This is a genomic window from Bacillus sp. EKM208B (assembly GCF_011800725.1).
Taxonomy (GTDB): Bacteria; Bacillota; Bacilli; order Bacillales; family Bacillaceae; genus Bacillus; species Bacillus velezensis.
Genome location: NZ_JAANHO010000005.1, coordinates 87,079 through 101,677, shown reverse-complemented (window position 1 = coordinate 101,677; position 14,599 = coordinate 87,079). Strand labels below are relative to the sequence as shown.

The following is a 14,599-nucleotide window of genomic DNA, read 5'->3' as shown; positions in this document are numbered from 1 at the left end:
CCTTTTTTCTATGTTTTTTTTTCTTCATGTAATCGTTCAATAATCTTTACGATTGTGTCTTTTGTGATGAGCGGCGCCTGATCGGATTGATATCTGGGGAGATTGACCTTCCGAAATTCCGGATGTTTGGCGGGTTCCGGCAATATTGCGTACAGATTGCCCCATTCATATAAAGATTCCGTCTCATGAGGAGAGGTCAGTTCTTCATGAAGCTTCTCACCGGGGCGTTTTCCCACTTCAACAGCGGCGGGGCGCGGCAGTCCGTGCCGGAACGCATATTCTTCAAACCCGTGAAGCAGTTCTTCGAGCCTCAGGGACTCCATTTTAAAAATAAACGTTTCTCCGCCCTTTGTGATCGCCGCAGATTGCAGGGTGAGCGTTGCGGCGTCATCAATCGACATAAAAAACCTCGTCATGTTTTTATCCGTAATGGTGAGCGGGCCGCCTGCCATCAACTGCTCAAATAAAATAGGAATAACGGAACCGCGTGAACCGAGCACATTGCCGAAGCGGACCGAACAAAACACCGTACCGCGGTTTTGAACATGATGATTTGCCTGATGAAACAGCTTCTCGGACAACAATTTCGTAGCTCCCATTGTGTTTACCGGGGAAACGGCTTTATCGGTTTTTTAAGATATTTACTGTATTTTGAGGGACTATCAGTGACGGTGAGGTCGAAAACGAAAAATAAACCTCAGGATAGGGGTGATTTCAAACTGAGCCGGATTTGGCCCTTTTCTTTTTTGTGTCATAGTAACGATAACATCTTTAAAGACCATTCTTAATAGCGCGTTCTTTTTCTCTGTGCTTGATTCAATGTGATATTGATCAATTATCTTATTTATGTTGTTTCTGACTGTATTACTGTCTATTTCTGATTTCGCTTCTTGAGTTCCATTGAGCTCATGCTTGGCAATCTGGAGTTCTTTAAATTCTTCATCTAAAACAGCTTTTCTTTTCAAAAAAAGTTCATCAGTGTAAATGCCGCTCTCATATTTCTCGAAGATAAAATTCTCTTTGTTTTTTAACTCTTGTTCTTTTTGTGAAAGATGTTCAGACATTTGCTTCTTTGTTTTCACATTACTATTTACGTCTTCGTATTTAGAAATCATTGAAATGATATGTTTTGTTAAAGTCTTATTATCTAAGTTGCTTAAAGAAGAGAGGTAATCCAAAATGGCATTTTCAACATCGTTATATCTCACATAAGTGCATTTATTCTTTTTGCAAGTGAGTGATTTAACGTGATACACACTTTCCGTGCCGTTTTTGTTTTCTCGCGTTCTCCTAGTTTCGTATTTAGATAATGGTTCACCGCACTTAGAACAAGTGCATACGCCTGCCAATTCACTTAATTCCAATGCATTTTTATTAGGCAGCAGGGGGACTTTGTTTGCAATTTTCTCTTGTGATTGTTGAAATTGTTCTTGATCTATTATAGGGACATGTGCATCCGATACTACAATTTGTTCCTTTTCAGGTCTAATTGTTCGTTTACCGTCTTTTGTTTTTTCTCTAACCTTATATTTAACAGTTCCGATATACGCTTCGTTTTGCAGAATTGCTTTAATTGTGTATTGATTCCAGCGCTTTTTTCCTGATGGAGTCGGTATTTGTAATTTTGTTAAGTGAGAAGCAATCGCTGTATAACTATAATCTTTTCCATTCAACCCATTTAAAAAGATGTTAAAGATGAGTTGAACGACTTTTGCTTTTTCTTCGACTGGGACTAGTTTGGATGTTTTTTTGTTTAACCGGTATCCATAAGGCGCTAGTCCGGAAATCCATTTCCCTTGTGCCGCATATGTGTATTTAGCGCCTGTCATACGCTCTCTGGTCATTTCAAATTCTTCTCTGGCCATAAACAATTCAAAACGAATTTGACGCATGTCTGCAGGATTTCGAGGGTCATAAACTTTATATGGTGTAATGATAATCAATCGCTTGCTTTGAAGAAGGTTAACAATTTGTCCCGCATCGCTGTAGCTCCCGCGGCTGAGTCTTGTTATTTCTTTAACAGCAATTGCCTGGTACTTGCCTTCCTCGAGGTCTTTAAGACATTCTTTAAAAACAGGGCGGCCCTCAATGCTTTCTCCTGACCCGATTTCCATTTTTAATTCATAGGGGATTTCAATCGACTTCAGTATTTTATTCATGAGTTCATTTTGTTCTGTTAGCGTATCTTCGCCTGTTCTTTTTTCCCGCTCCATATCCTGACGAGAGCGTCTGAGATAACCCAAAATATTTGTAATGTTGTAAGAATGAACGATGTTTTTTAACTCCAAAAAAACAGCACCTCCTCTTTATTGTATTTACTGTAAAAACAGAAGTATTCATACAATATTCTGTCTGACATTGAATACGAAAATAACGTAATATATTGTAAGGATTGTATTGTTTGAATATTTATTCTAATCGTATTCATTTTTTAATTAAACGCCGTCTGTAATTAACAGGGTTTTTATTTTGTTCATGTAATCCTCATATGGCAGCGCTTATGAGCAACTATAACTTGAACACTAAATAAAATAATGGTTTTATCCATAAACAAAGAACTTAAAACGGTGGGGGAAATATCAAAGGAACTTAATATCCCAGACTGGGGTATTCTGAATCTATTTAAGGCAAAAAAAGTGGACAAGCTTTCTTACTCTGAATTGTCAAAGAGGAGGAGAGCAAAAGACTTTGATCTGCTATACGATCTGATTTCAACAAAAAAATGAGCCTAAAGAAATTGGCCGGAAATATAATTATTCGCCTCCCTATATCCGTCAAGTTTTTAAGGATCAAAGAATTGAGCACTTGGCGTTTAAAAATCAGAATAAGAATTAAAGAAATTAACGGATACGTTAATTCTAAAAACATCTAAGACTGTTTTTGAGAACAGTCTTTTTTGTGTAGTAAAAATATCTTAAATTGTGAATGAATATTTGATCACCGTAGTGATTTCTGAACAGTTTCAAATGTAGGGCTGCCTTACCTTTTTTAAACGAATATAATAAAAACAGGAAAAAATGTTAGTATTTTATGGTATTGTGGTCAATGTGTTGAACAATAAAATTAGGGATAAAGGAGAGTTCAAATTGAAAAGTCTATTTGCTAAAATTCTTTTGATGTTGCTTGCAGCCGTTATAGCCATCCCTACTGTTGGAGCTTCGGCCTCAGAAGTGCAAAAAGCGAGTGTTTCTAAACAGGACGTGCAATTTACTTATAATCCTACCGAGCTTCAAAAACTAGCTAAAGAATACTCAGTCCCGTCAGTAAAAGAAAAAGGCATTTTAGATGCTGCTGAAGAATTAAAAGGTCTCGAAAATGGTAACTCACAAGATCAAATGAGTACTATGGGAGCTAAAAGCGCCGCAGCTAAAGAAGCGATTAAGGTTATTAGAGGACTAGCGAATAATGCTTGGGCAAAAGACATTTTAGGTACAATGTTTGGAAAGTCCACGGTAAACAAGATTATTAAAAACACAAACAAAATTTGTAAGGTTCTCGAAGATATAACCGGGGCTCCTAAAGAGGTTGCTGCTATGGCAAGAAAACAAATTCCACCAGCTATTAAAGGTGCAGTTGGCGCAGGAGTTGCTGAAACAATTGGCATGGCAGTAGAATATATCATCCTTGCTGCAGATTATCTTGTTCTTTAAATACTAAAATTAAAGGTGATAACATGACTGGAAATCGTTTTGTAGACTGGTGTAACGAAAATAACCTAAATTCTGAAGACGAAACTTTTCTCGTCCAGTTGTCAGGTGCATTTTGTAATTATGAAAATGATAAAGCGAAAGAAATGAATAAACAACTATTCATTAACCGATACGGTGAAGAGCTTGGAATTAGCTCCATTAAAGGAGATAATCGATCAGAATATGAAGAAATTATTCGTACTTATGAAAAGAATAATTACAAACAGAACGAAATTAATATAGATGAACTGCTGCAGGCATTATTTGAGACAGAGATGATGTTATCTTTAAAAGAAAAGTTTTGATAAAATCCTAATTGATGTATCATAGGGGTTTAATCAGCCACTATAGGCCACAGAGTCCCTCACACGCTCTGTGGTTTTTTGTTTAGATGAATGTATTCGAATAAAAAAAGAAGCCTCAGAGGGCTTCAAAATAATTAATTCTTCTCACATGCAAAGTTGTCATTATCCCGATCCATTTTAGATGTATAAGCAGGGTGAGTGCTTGGTACGCCATGCGGATATTTCTTTCTCAGCTCTGTGCAGTTTGCAAAGTGTTCTATTCCTCCGGCAGAAGGGGAGGCTTGTGCAGAGTTAGAAGAGCTGCTTGATGCTGAACTGCTTGAGTTCGATTTATGTGTCTCGGATTGGTGTGTTGCAACTGACTTTTGAGCCGGCTTAGATACACTTACTGATTTCTTCGGTTTCGTTACGCAGCCATTAAATCCTTTATCAGTCGCATATCCATGCTTACTCCAAATCTTCAAGTCTTTATCTTTCGCAGCTTGCTCATCTTTCTTATACGTGTCTAAATACTTCGTGTTTGGCTCATATACATAAGCTACTCGTGCTAATCCTTCTTTAAGCAGTGTTTCTTGTACTGATTTGCCGTCTGCATAAACGTAAGCCAGCATTCTGCCATACTTGTCTGTGCGATCTCCTTTATCAAACTCCAGTTGAAGTTTTCCCTTGTTAACCAGCTGTTTGTTTCTTGCTGAAGCATCCTCACCATATGGTTGTACGCAAGAGTTTGGGCTCTTAGTTTTAGGCGTGTCAACAAGTAAATAACGAACAGTTTTGACTTCGCCTTTATAGTTAACTTTAATTGTATTCCCATCAACTGTTCTGTTAAGTGTTACATCGACCAGCTTTTTCTTTTTGTCAGACGCCTTTTTATCCGACGAATCCTTCTTTGAAGCATTTTCGGCTTTTTCATTGTTGTCATTATTGCTTTTGTCGTTTGATTGAGTGTCTGCCTTTGTCTCTTTTGCATCCTTTTCTTCTTGCTGCGTTGTTTTAGATTTATCTGAATCTGTTTTATCTGTAGAAGCAGAATCAGATCCACACGCAGCCAAAGAAAAGCTTAGAGATAATGCGCCAATACCTAACAGCCATTTCTTCAATGTAATTCCCCCAATTTGTTTGTTCTGTCTCTATATCGGACAAACCTTCCTAATTATAAATATAAAACCAAAGATTGTAAATTAGGTTTCTCATTTTAAGACACTCAAATACAGTTTTGTGGTAGAATTTAGCGGTCTAAACATTAGAGGAGGGTTTTTATATGGCAGAAGGGAAGTTAATTCACATGACTCTTAATGGAATAAAGGATGCTGTTTCTAAATACGGAACTTTTCCTATGTTCCAACATGGGGGACATGTCATGGAAGATGCTGCTTTTCAATTCAGAGATCCGGCCAGTCCTCAAGAAATTAACAGTTTAGAAAAAAAGCTAGGGGTAACTTTGCCTAATGATTATAAAGAGTTCCTATTCAGTCACAATGGAATGGAAATGTTTAATGGTGTTGAACTTCTCAGCACTGAAGGGATAATTGAATTTAATGAAGTTCAAGACTTCCCTAAGGGATATGTCCTAATTGGGTATCATTATGATGGCAGGTATGTTGTTGACACAAACAAATCAAATAAGGGATTAGGATATATGATGTATCTAGATTCAATTGATGACATTGAAGATGCGGTATATTTAGACTCTAACTTTGAGATATGGTTTGACATGTTGGTAGCATCAAATGGAACTAAATACTGGGAAGTGAAGCCGGAAATTCAAGGGTATTATAAATATGTCTCAGAATAGAAAGTTTAGATAAGATCAAGTGGAAAGGAGACGTAAATGAAAGTATTTGAAGCAGCCTCGTTCATTTCAGCCGCAGAAAAGCGGGCAAAAGAATATGATCAGATTAGAGAACAATTTATCAATCTCAGAAAAGCGTTTCAGGGAATGGCTGACTTAGACGACAGTGAGTTTTCAGGCAAAGGCGCAGAAAATATTAAAGCATTCTTTCAAGATCACGCCGGTGTCACAGACAGCTGGCTTGATCTGATCGATATGAAAATTGCTTTTCTTAACAGTATTTCTGGAAAAGTAGCTGTTGCCGGATTGGCCGATTCGTTTGTGGAAGAGTCTTTTTTAGAACACGAGCTGATTCATGCGAAGAATAAATCAAAAGCCATCATGCAGGAGCAACGGAATGAACTGAGGGATATTCTTAATGAGATAAGCGATATCATTCATCTTGATGTTTTCTCGACAGAGGACGTCGATCAAAAGCTGGACTCAGCAGACAAGAAACGAGACAATACCATACACAAGCTCGGAAAGCTCGATTACGATCTAACGAAAGAATACGCAGAAACCGAAGCGAATGAGCATTTCATCCAAGCTGACTTTCAACAGCTTCAAAATGCTACAGGCAAAGGGAAAAATGCAACACCACTCCACTATAACGCTAAGGCGTACAGAGAAAGCGACATACATAAGAAAAAAGGCGAGATTGAAAAACGTACTGAAGCTTATTTGACGATTAAGAAGAAGGAAGAAAAAGAGCGAGAGATTGAAAAACTGAAAGAAAGACTAAAGAATTATGATTATGCAGATGCCGATGAATTCTATTCAATGGCCAAAACAATTGGGTATGAAAATCTGACAGCAGAACAACAAAGATATTTCACACAGATTGAAAACACACGTGAGCTAATGGCTGGAGCCAAAGGTACTGTTACAGCTCTTTATGATATGACAGCTGAAACATTAGACTATATGGCACACAATCATCCTGTCGACATGGTTATTAATTCTGCAGTTGCAGTTTATCACTATGATTCCACGCTTAAGTCAATTAAAGATGCAATAATAACCTCCTATGTTAGAGACGTAAAGAACGGAGACGCAGAATCAACGGCTCATTGGATTACATGTGCAGCAGTCAACATCTTCGCTTTAAAAGGTGCTGGTTCAGTTGCTAAAATAGGAGTGAAAACAGCCGGAAAAGCTGCAGTCAAAAAAGTGTCTAAAAAACTTGATGAAACTCCTGATCCACTAACAGCAATTAAACTGTTTGTCATGCGAGAAGATGTTGTTGTAGCAGGTGGTGTGCCGTATAATGTCATCAATGGTGTGAGCGCAAAAGACAGGCTGCTTCAGCTTGCTAAAAAATTAGATGAAACAAGAAAGCCATTTACTGGTCAGAAAGTAAATGTCCCTTGGTTAAATAAAGAAAAGTATGGTGCTTATGAGGTTAAGGGCAAGGTGAAAGTAAAAGGAAATATCAAAGATGTAAGCCGAAGAGTTTATACAATGAAAGATATCGATATTAATCAAAAAGATCGTAAAGGTCGAACAAATCTTGAATTAATGAAAGACGGTAAGGCACCTCAAGCCAAAGACGGCACAAAAATCAATTTGCACCATTTAATTCAGGAGGAACCTGGAAATATGGTTGAAATTCCAAACAGTTTACACACAAAATATAGTGAGGTCATACATAAACTTAAAACTGATGGAGAGAGTTTTAGAAATAATCCAGAATTGAAAGTTCAATATGAATATTTTAGAGCGAGATATTGGAAATGGAGAGCCACTCAATATTCAGAGTAAAAGAGGTTGGGAAAAATGGAACTATACACGCAAGTGGAACAGTTTTTAAATGATAATGCAAAAGAAAGAGATTTCACAGGAGGAATTGGAGAAGACAAAATATCTAAAATAGAACAAGATCTTAAAGTGAAACTTCCGGAGAGCTATAAATGGTTTCTGCGGAACTATGGTTCTGGGGGAGTTTATGGAATTGATATTCTAGGTTATGATTTTGGAGGCCCATCAGTTGTTGAATATACCAACGAGTATCAAGAACACTATAACTTAACCGAAGGTCTTGTTGTAATAGAGGATGTTGATTACTTTGCATATTGTCTAGATACCAACAAGATGAAAAATAAAGAATGTCCTGTATTTACGTGGGATAGAGTAATTGGTTACCAAGAAGTCGTTTCGGATAATTTCATTGAATTTTTCTTTGATAAGCTCCAAAGAATGAAAGAAAACTGGGAAGAAGATGAAGACTGGGACGATTAAGCAAAAGTAATGCAATTGATGATTAATTTCTTGCTAAGGGACTTTTCTTCGATTACGAGTTTGGCGTAGTAATAAAAATTAGGAGCAGTTTTATGTGGGTAAATTTATTAGAGAAAACTCGAAAAACTGAAGCAAAGTATGGAGATGAATTGAATTCTCCTGTTACAGACAAAGAATTAAGCAATTTTAATGAAGTAGTATTAGGCAAGTTCCCTATAAATGAAATTCCATCAGGGTATAAAAAATTTCTTCAAACCGTTAACGGATTAGATTTTAATGGCTTGGTAATCTATGGGCTGGATAAAGTATTTTTAGAAGAAGAAAATGATGAAGAAGTTTATGGTTTTATTGAAACAAATGAACAATGGCACGAAAATGACGAACCGAAAAAATACCTGTTTTTTGGTGATTCAGATACAGCTTGGTATTGCTTAGATGTGATTGAGAATGAATATTTGGAGCTTGATAAACCCTCTGGAACGTTGATGAACAAATTTGATGATTTTAACACCATGCTAGCTGATGCATTGAAAGTTAGTTTAGGCAACTAAACAAAAGTATTGCAATTGTATGGGATGATGAAAAAGTAAGCATTCGCAATCAAAATAAAATAATGGTTTTATCCATAAAACAAAAGTATTGCAAATTATTTCAATCGTTTTACTTGATGTGTTATAATCAGAACTGTAAGACATTTGATTGGTTATAGCGTATTTCTTTAATGAGAAATGCATAAAATAAAAAAGACCGAGTTGCTACCAACACCCCGGCTCTGTACAAAAAGTTGCCCATCAAAGGGCTTGCTCGATGTGGTTTCTAGGTAGACCTATCCCTTCAGGTTCTGAGGCTCAAGGGAGGTCTATTTTTTATTTATATACGTCAACAGGGCAATTATAAACGACCCGAATGCAAGCATTAGCATTAATGCCTGGAATGTTGACATAGCATCACCCCCTTTCATTAGGGGATGAGCAAGACTCCCTCTAGCGAGCAAAATTTACTGTACAGAAATATATTACTATACGTAAATGCCCTTGCCGTTAAAAATTCACAATATATCGGCAACGTGAAAGGAACTTGCAAAATGCAGGTTCTTTTTTTGTATTCTGTTATTAAATCATTTGGGCGATTGTCGATATTTAACACGTGTAAAAATGGAAAAGGTGCTAAAATTATAAAAAGCTCTGAGAGGATTGTGATTATGTGATTATTGGTGGTGAAAATAAACTCAATCGATCTTATTTAAGATCCAAAATTCTTAGCATTTTGCAGCTTGGGTACAGAAAGGTTGGAGGGGGTAATCCTACTCCTTCATCAATTAGTTTTAGTGAATTCTGTGATAAGCTTGAGAAAAATGAAGTAGTCAAACCCGAGAACCAAAAAAGCTCACTTGATCAAAATAAGTCTTTAGATTATTGGGAATCAAGATTTAAACCAGGAGGCAATCTTTCTGCGCTAGATTCGCAGGTATTAGATATTATTAAAAAAGCTTATAACTTAGGCATGGTTAATAAAGATAATATGCTATTGCGAAACGAACCTATTAATGCTTATAAAAATTCTATTTAAATAATGAAAACAATGCCCAGCTTAATAAAAGTTGGACACTGTTTTTTATTGATCATCTTTTTCTTCTTGAAGTTACTTTTCATTTCCTTCGTTCTTTATTATTGACAAATATATGTAAAATGCACAAAGCTTAAAAGGGAAAGATTATTAAGATAGAGCAAGTGGTCTTACTTTGATTATCTTAGGACGTTATGAAGGACAATCAACATGAAGAGGCTTTAGAATTGCTTATAAAGAAATCTAAGTCAAAGAGAAAATGAGAAAACTGAAGAGGATTTGATGAAGAAGTTTATCCGAGGACAATCTTAGTGGTAACAGCCCTTGGATTATCAAGTTTTGGTATTTACGCTAATAGGTACAGCAGCTGATAAGGATGCACTGTAAGAAATTTATTAAAAAAAGCTGATGCCAAAATTGAGTTTCAAGGAGAAATCTAAAGATAATCAGGTTGCATTTTTCTGTTCCCCACTTTTATTGGAAGTCAAGTGTCATGAGTTGCTTAAAGATACAGAAGAAAATGGTATATTAAAGTTTTGGATTAAAAAAGGGTAAATTAAAGGAAAGCAATTCCCTCTTTTTTTTGTTGGAAAGGAAGAAAGTTAGTGGGCATATCTTTTATTCTTCTAATATTTTTAATTGGATTAGTGGGTTCTTTTATGTCTGGGATGCTTGGTGTTGGGGGAGCAATTATTAATTATCCTTTGTTATTATACATACCTGTTTTATTTGGGTTTACAGGCTTTAATGCTTACCAGGTTTCAGGTATTGTGGCAGTCCAGGTTTTTTTTGCAACATTATCCGGTGTATGGGCTTACCGGAAAGGTGGTTACTTAAATAAAGAGCTTATCACCATCATGGGATTAAGTATTTTGATTGGAAGTCTAATGGGTGGTTTTGGGTCACATTTTTTCTCTGAAGATATCATAAACCTGGTCTACGGAATATTGGTGATAATTGCCGCAGTCATGATGTTTATTCCAAAGACAGGAACAGAAGATAATCAAAGTGATCACATTCGCCCTCCAAAGATATTGACCTCAATAATGACTTTTGTTATCGGTTTGGCTTCAGGTATAGTCGGTGCTGGCGGCGCTTTTCTACTTTTTCCACTAATGTTAGTCGTTTTAAAAATCCCTACAAAAATCACAATCGCAACATCACTCGCAGTTACATTTATTTCATCGATTGGAACAACAGTTACAAAGCTCGTAATTGGACAGGTGCCTTTTCTGCCAGCTTTAGTAATAGTGGCTGCCAGCCTGATTGCATCTCCGATAGGTGTTTTAATTGGCAAGAAAATGAATGCTAACATTCTTCAAGGTATTTTGATATTCGTTATTTTGATTACAACAGTAAAAGTTTGGTTTGATATCTTACATTAATTGTTGAAGATGTTCTATATTAAGACATAATTTTTAGAGAAATCAAAAAATACACTTTGAAGGAGGAATTAGATGAAAGAGGTTGCAGAGCTAACTTCACTGGTGTCAATTGGAAATTCGTAAACGATCATAAATTAAGTTATATATATCAAGGTATCAATGCACGGTATGTCACGCTGCTTAGAAAGTACTGTTGGCTCGATTTCCAAGGATCAAAATGGAATACATAAATGCTGACATAGTGGAGGGGGAAGGTTTTCTCAGTTCCGTGCTTTTTTTGTTTATTAAGGAAACTGGTTTCTAAGAGTAGCACATGTTTTTCGATTTGAACAGATTGAATAGAAGTTAAGTCTATCAATTGTGTGAGGAATTATAAGACCTTCGAATCTCAGCTCTTTAATTTCTATAGGATACCTGTCTTAAAATCATTATGTTGGAGGGTACATTATGTGTCAAAACCCAACTTTTTTTGAACGGCATAAAGAAGAAAAGTCAATGGAAAGCGGCTATTTAAGGCAAATCTTCTACTATTTGCAGGATGGAATCATTATTATGGATCAGGAACGTAGAATTTTGGTGATGAATCCGTCCGCAGAGAAAATGACGGGATGGAAATTAGGTGATAAGGTTCCATACTGTTCCTACTGTCAAAAGAGAAAACTGGAAGCGGGAGAAGAGCGTTGTTACTTGTTGGCCAAGCGTGAAGTCCCTTATTTTCTTTCTGCAATGCCGACCTATGAGGGACGATTCGTCGACATGGAGATGAGCACGGCTGTTATATATGAAAACGACGAACAAAAGAAACAAGAAGTACTTTTGGTTCTGAAAGATATAACAATAAAGAAAGCAGAAGAGGAAGCTAGGATCTCCAAGCTGGTTCTGCAAAAAACATTGGAGGCACAGGAAAACGAACACAAACGATTGGCTCAAGAACTCCACGATGGAGTAGGACAATCGCTTTATTCAATTTCAGTAGGCATTCAAGCAATTCAATCTCGTATTCATCAGGAGGAAAAATTTAAAGAATACATGCAGGAGATCGTTGATGAACTGGAAAATGCGATACAAGACATCAAGCTCTATACTCTTCAGTTGCGTCCGCATAGTCTCGATCGGTTGGGGCTGGTCCCTACTGCTAAGTACTTAGTTTCTAGCTTGAATAAAACTCATAAGGATTTTTCTATTACGTTTACCTGTAGCAATGTCAGCGATCGCATGCACCCAGTTTTGGAAATCAATTTATATCGCATCATTCAGGAGGCGCTACATAATGCTCTGAAATATTCGCAAGCGACATTTATTGAAGTCATATTGCAAAAAGAAGCCAATAAGCTAACTTTGATGATTCGGGACAACGGCATTGGTTTTGATCGTGACCTAATAGCGGATGGTCTGGGGCTCAAACATATGAAAGAGAGAGTAGATCAAATGGAAGGAAGTCTTCGAATTCACTCCGTTCCTTATAAAGGTACGTCTATTAAAGTGGAAGTACAGTATAAGGAGGGGAAGGAGAGTGATTAGGGTATTGTTGGTCGATGACCATACAATGATTCGAAAGGGTCTCCGTGTGCTTTTGGAAGGCTATCCTGAAATCAAAATTGTTGGGGAAAGCCATAATGGGAATGATGCGATCCTTAAGACAAGACAGTTGAAACCGGATGTGGTGTTGATGGATTTGTCGATGCCAACTGGATTGGATGGATTTACAGCAAGCAGTGAAATCCTTAACTTGAATCTACCGGTTAAAATCATCATTTTAACTATGTATGATGAAGAGATATTTGTCCAAAAAGCAATCGAAGTAGGGGCTTATGGATACATTTTAAAGAACAGCCATTACGAACTGCTTTATAAAGCGATAGTCGAGGTTTCCTTAGGGAAACTCTTTTACAAGACATCTGTATCACAAGAGATTCTCTCTCAATGGATGACATCAGAATCTAAAAAGATTTCTTCTGTTTTAACAGTTCGAGAAAAGGAGATTGTTAGATTAATAGTACTGGGCTATACAAATAAAGAGATTGCTAATGAGCTATCGATTAGCTTCAAAACCGTGGAAAACCATAAGACGAATATTATGCAGAAGTTAGAACTGGATTCGAAACATGAATTGATTCAATATGCGATCAATAACAACTACCTGGATCTTACATTGTAACGCACTGTTCCATGAACTGCCTATCATAAACTCATGGGATTTTTTTTGAAAAGAACTGGATTTCAGAAAAATAGGGGAGTCCCCCTATTTAGAAAAATTGATATGAAACTAAACTTAAAAATAGAGCTACTCCTCTATAAAAAACAACAAATTTTTAAAAAGAAAAAGGGGATATCTATGGCAAAACAAGTTCATTATTCCATTGTAATTGTAGGAGCCGGAACTGCTGGTGTTTCTGTAGCTGCCCGTCTCGTCCGAACTTCCAAAAACCTCAAAGGACAAGTTGCTATCATCGACCCAAAGTCCAAGCATTACTATCAGCCTTTGTGGACGCTAGTTGGAGCTGGCGCAGCGAAGAAGGAAGAGTCGGAGCGTGATCTAGCTTCACTGATTCCTGCTGGGATTGATTTGATTAGCGATGCTGTAACGGTGTTTCGGCCGAGTCAGAACACGCTCCTTACAAAACAAGGAACGACCGTTTCCTATGATTATCTCGTTGTATCAGCCGGTTTGCAAATCGATTGGGATGGGGTAAAAGGCTTGAAGAACACTGTCGGAAAGAATGGCGTTTGCAGCAACTACTCGTATCATACGGTAGACAGTACTTGGGAAAACATCCGCAACTTTAAAGGCGGAACCGCCATTTTTACTCATCCGGATTCTCCTGTGAAATGCGGGGGAGCTCCACAGAAAATCATGTACTTAGCAGACGATTATTTCCGTAAGTCGAATGTACGCAATCAATCCGAAATCATATTTGCCTCCGCAAAATCAACTATTTTTGATGTCGCGAAATATGCTAGTTCGCTCGAGAAAGTCGTCCAGCGCAAGGGCATCCAAACAATGTATAAAAGAAACCTGACCGAAATTCGACCGAATTCAAGAGAAGCCGTGTTCAAGAATCTGGAGACCAAGGAGCTGGAGATCATGAAATACGATATTCTTCATGTTACTCCTCCGATGATAGCTCCAAAATTTATTAAAGAGAGTACATTGGCGGATGACGGCGGATGGGTGGACGTTGATCCGTACACTTTAAAGCATAAAAAGTTTAACAATGTTTTTGGAATCGGGGACTGCGCAAACTTGCCAACTTCTAAAACAGGAGCAGCCATTCGCAAACAAGCTCCGGTAGTGGCTAAAAATTTGATTTCTTTGATGACTGGCTCGTCACTAGGTGCGAAGTATAATGGATATTCCTCTTGTCCGCTGGTAACTGGGTACAACAAAGTGGTGCTTGCTGAGTTTGACTATAACAAGGATCCGCAAGAAACATTTCCGTTTGATCAGTCAAAAGAAAGATTCAGCATGTACTTGTTGAAAAGAAGGTTGCTTCCCATCATATATTGGAATGGCATGTTAAAAGGATTGATGTAAGGAGAGGTCAGGAAGACAAGGACAAAGGTTTTGGTAAATATATAGAT

General features: G+C 37.2%; 12 protein-coding genes and 3 pseudogenes. 11 read left to right on the top strand and 4 right to left on the bottom strand.

Annotated features, from left to right (window positions below; all coding sequences use genetic code 11):
• Positions 1–8 precede the first annotated feature (8 nt).
• A pseudogene (locus G9F75_RS10835) lies at positions 9–629 on the bottom strand (polysaccharide biosynthesis protein); the annotation flags it as partial.
• Positions 605–2,288 (bottom strand): annotated as a pseudogene (locus tag G9F75_RS10830) (recombinase family protein). The pseudogenes G9F75_RS10830 and G9F75_RS10835, both read right to left, overlap by 25 nt.
• Before the next feature lie 729 nt (positions 2,289–3,017).
• Here G9F75_RS10830 and G9F75_RS10825 point away from each other — a divergent pair.
• Positions 3,018–3,650: a hypothetical protein gene (locus tag G9F75_RS10825; RefSeq protein ID WP_050569603.1), complete on the top strand. Its 633-nt coding sequence runs from the start codon at positions 3,018–3,020 to the stop codon at positions 3,648–3,650.
• Positions 3,651–3,673: 23 nt separating this feature from the next.
• Complete coding sequence (locus G9F75_RS10820; RefSeq protein WP_021493967.1) at positions 3,674–3,994, top strand: hypothetical protein; 321 nt, start codon at positions 3,674–3,676, stop codon at positions 3,992–3,994.
• Positions 3,995–4,128: 134 nt separating this feature from the next.
• Here G9F75_RS10820 and G9F75_RS10815 read toward each other — a convergent pair whose 3' ends face one another.
• The gene (locus G9F75_RS10815) at positions 4,129–5,094 is read right to left on the bottom strand and encodes a thermonuclease family protein (RefSeq protein WP_110124210.1); all 966 of its coding nucleotides are present in this window, start codon (positions 5,092–5,094) and stop codon (positions 4,129–4,131) included.
• Positions 5,095–5,354: 260 nt separating this feature from the next.
• Between G9F75_RS10815 and G9F75_RS10810 the strand changes: the two genes are divergently transcribed.
• The 4 genes from G9F75_RS10810 to G9F75_RS10795 all read left to right on the top strand — a co-directional run bounded on the left by G9F75_RS10810 (position 5,355) and on the right by G9F75_RS10795 (position 8,617).
• Positions 5,355–5,789: an SMI1/KNR4 family protein gene (locus G9F75_RS10810; RefSeq protein ID WP_110124793.1), complete on the top strand. Its 435-nt coding sequence runs from the start codon at positions 5,355–5,357 to the stop codon at positions 5,787–5,789.
• Positions 5,790–5,825: 36 nt separating this feature from the next.
• On the top strand, positions 5,826–7,589 hold the full coding sequence (locus tag G9F75_RS10805; protein ID WP_167409097.1) for a T7SS effector LXG polymorphic toxin: 1,764 nt from the start codon (positions 5,826–5,828) through the stop codon (positions 7,587–7,589).
• Positions 7,590–7,604: 15 nt separating this feature from the next.
• The gene (locus G9F75_RS10800; RefSeq protein WP_021493964.1) at positions 7,605–8,066 is read left to right on the top strand and encodes an SMI1/KNR4 family protein; all 462 of its coding nucleotides are present in this window, start codon (positions 7,605–7,607) and stop codon (positions 8,064–8,066) included.
• Positions 8,067–8,158: 92 nt separating this feature from the next.
• Positions 8,159–8,617 carry a YrhA family protein gene (locus G9F75_RS10795; protein ID WP_021493963.1) on the top strand — a complete coding sequence of 153 codons (459 nt, stop codon included), beginning with the start codon at positions 8,159–8,161 and terminating at the stop codon, positions 8,615–8,617.
• Positions 8,618–8,925: 308 nt separating this feature from the next.
• Here G9F75_RS10795 and G9F75_RS10790 read toward each other — a convergent pair whose 3' ends face one another.
• The gene (locus tag G9F75_RS10790; RefSeq protein ID WP_082786706.1) at positions 8,926–9,009 is read right to left on the bottom strand and encodes a putative holin-like toxin; all 84 of its coding nucleotides are present in this window, start codon (positions 9,007–9,009) and stop codon (positions 8,926–8,928) included.
• Between the two features lie 330 nt (positions 9,010–9,339).
• Between G9F75_RS10790 and G9F75_RS10785 the strand changes: the two are divergent.
• The 5 genes and pseudogenes from G9F75_RS10785 to G9F75_RS10760 all read left to right on the top strand — a co-directional run bounded on the left by G9F75_RS10785 (position 9,340) and on the right by G9F75_RS10760 (position 14,552).
• Positions 9,340–9,635 (top strand): annotated as a pseudogene (locus tag G9F75_RS10785) (hypothetical protein).
• Positions 9,636–10,237: 602 nt separating this feature from the next.
• Positions 10,238–11,017, top strand: coding sequence for a sulfite exporter TauE/SafE family protein (locus G9F75_RS10780; RefSeq protein WP_029974893.1), 780 nt, complete (start codon positions 10,238–10,240; stop codon positions 11,015–11,017).
• Positions 11,018–11,464: 447 nt separating this feature from the next.
• Positions 11,465–12,538, top strand: a complete 1,074-nt coding sequence (locus G9F75_RS10770) for a sensor histidine kinase (protein WP_022553189.1) — start codon at positions 11,465–11,467, stop codon at positions 12,536–12,538.
• Positions 12,531–13,175, top strand: a complete 645-nt coding sequence (locus G9F75_RS10765) for a response regulator (RefSeq protein WP_022553190.1) — start codon at positions 12,531–12,533, stop codon at positions 13,173–13,175. The genes G9F75_RS10770 and G9F75_RS10765 overlap by 8 nt, the downstream gene beginning before the upstream one ends.
• A gap of 177 nt (positions 13,176–13,352) precedes the next feature.
• Positions 13,353–14,552 (top strand): FAD/NAD(P)-binding oxidoreductase, encoded by a 1,200-nt coding sequence (locus G9F75_RS10760; RefSeq protein ID WP_022553191.1) that lies wholly within the window; start codon positions 13,353–13,355, stop codon positions 14,550–14,552.
• The last annotated feature ends 47 nt before the right edge of the window (positions 14,553–14,599 follow it).

Excerpts from the sequence above, each read along its gene's own strand:
- G9F75_RS10825 (WP_050569603.1), top strand. The coding sequence starts at position 3,018 with ATGTTAGTATTTTATGGTATTGTGGTCAATGTGTTGAACAATAAAATT.
- G9F75_RS10820 (WP_021493967.1), top strand. The coding sequence starts at position 3,674 with ATGACTGGAAATCGTTTTGTAGACTGGTGTAACGAAAATAACCTAAAT.
- G9F75_RS10810 (WP_110124793.1), top strand. The coding sequence starts at position 5,355 with ATGGAAGATGCTGCTTTTCAATTCAGAGATCCGGCCAGTCCTCAAGAA.
- G9F75_RS10805 (WP_167409097.1), top strand. The coding sequence starts at position 5,826 with ATGAAAGTATTTGAAGCAGCCTCGTTCATTTCAGCCGCAGAAAAGCGG.
- G9F75_RS10800 (WP_021493964.1), top strand. The coding sequence starts at position 7,605 with ATGGAACTATACACGCAAGTGGAACAGTTTTTAAATGATAATGCAAAA.
- G9F75_RS10795 (WP_021493963.1), top strand. The coding sequence starts at position 8,159 with ATGTGGGTAAATTTATTAGAGAAAACTCGAAAAACTGAAGCAAAGTAT.
- G9F75_RS10790 (WP_082786706.1), bottom strand. The coding sequence starts at position 9,009 with ATGTCAACATTCCAGGCATTAATGCTAATGCTTGCATTCGGGTCGTTT.
- G9F75_RS10770 (WP_022553189.1), top strand. The coding sequence starts at position 11,465 with ATGTGTCAAAACCCAACTTTTTTTGAACGGCATAAAGAAGAAAAGTCA.
- G9F75_RS10760 (WP_022553191.1), top strand. The coding sequence starts at position 13,353 with ATGGCAAAACAAGTTCATTATTCCATTGTAATTGTAGGAGCCGGAACT.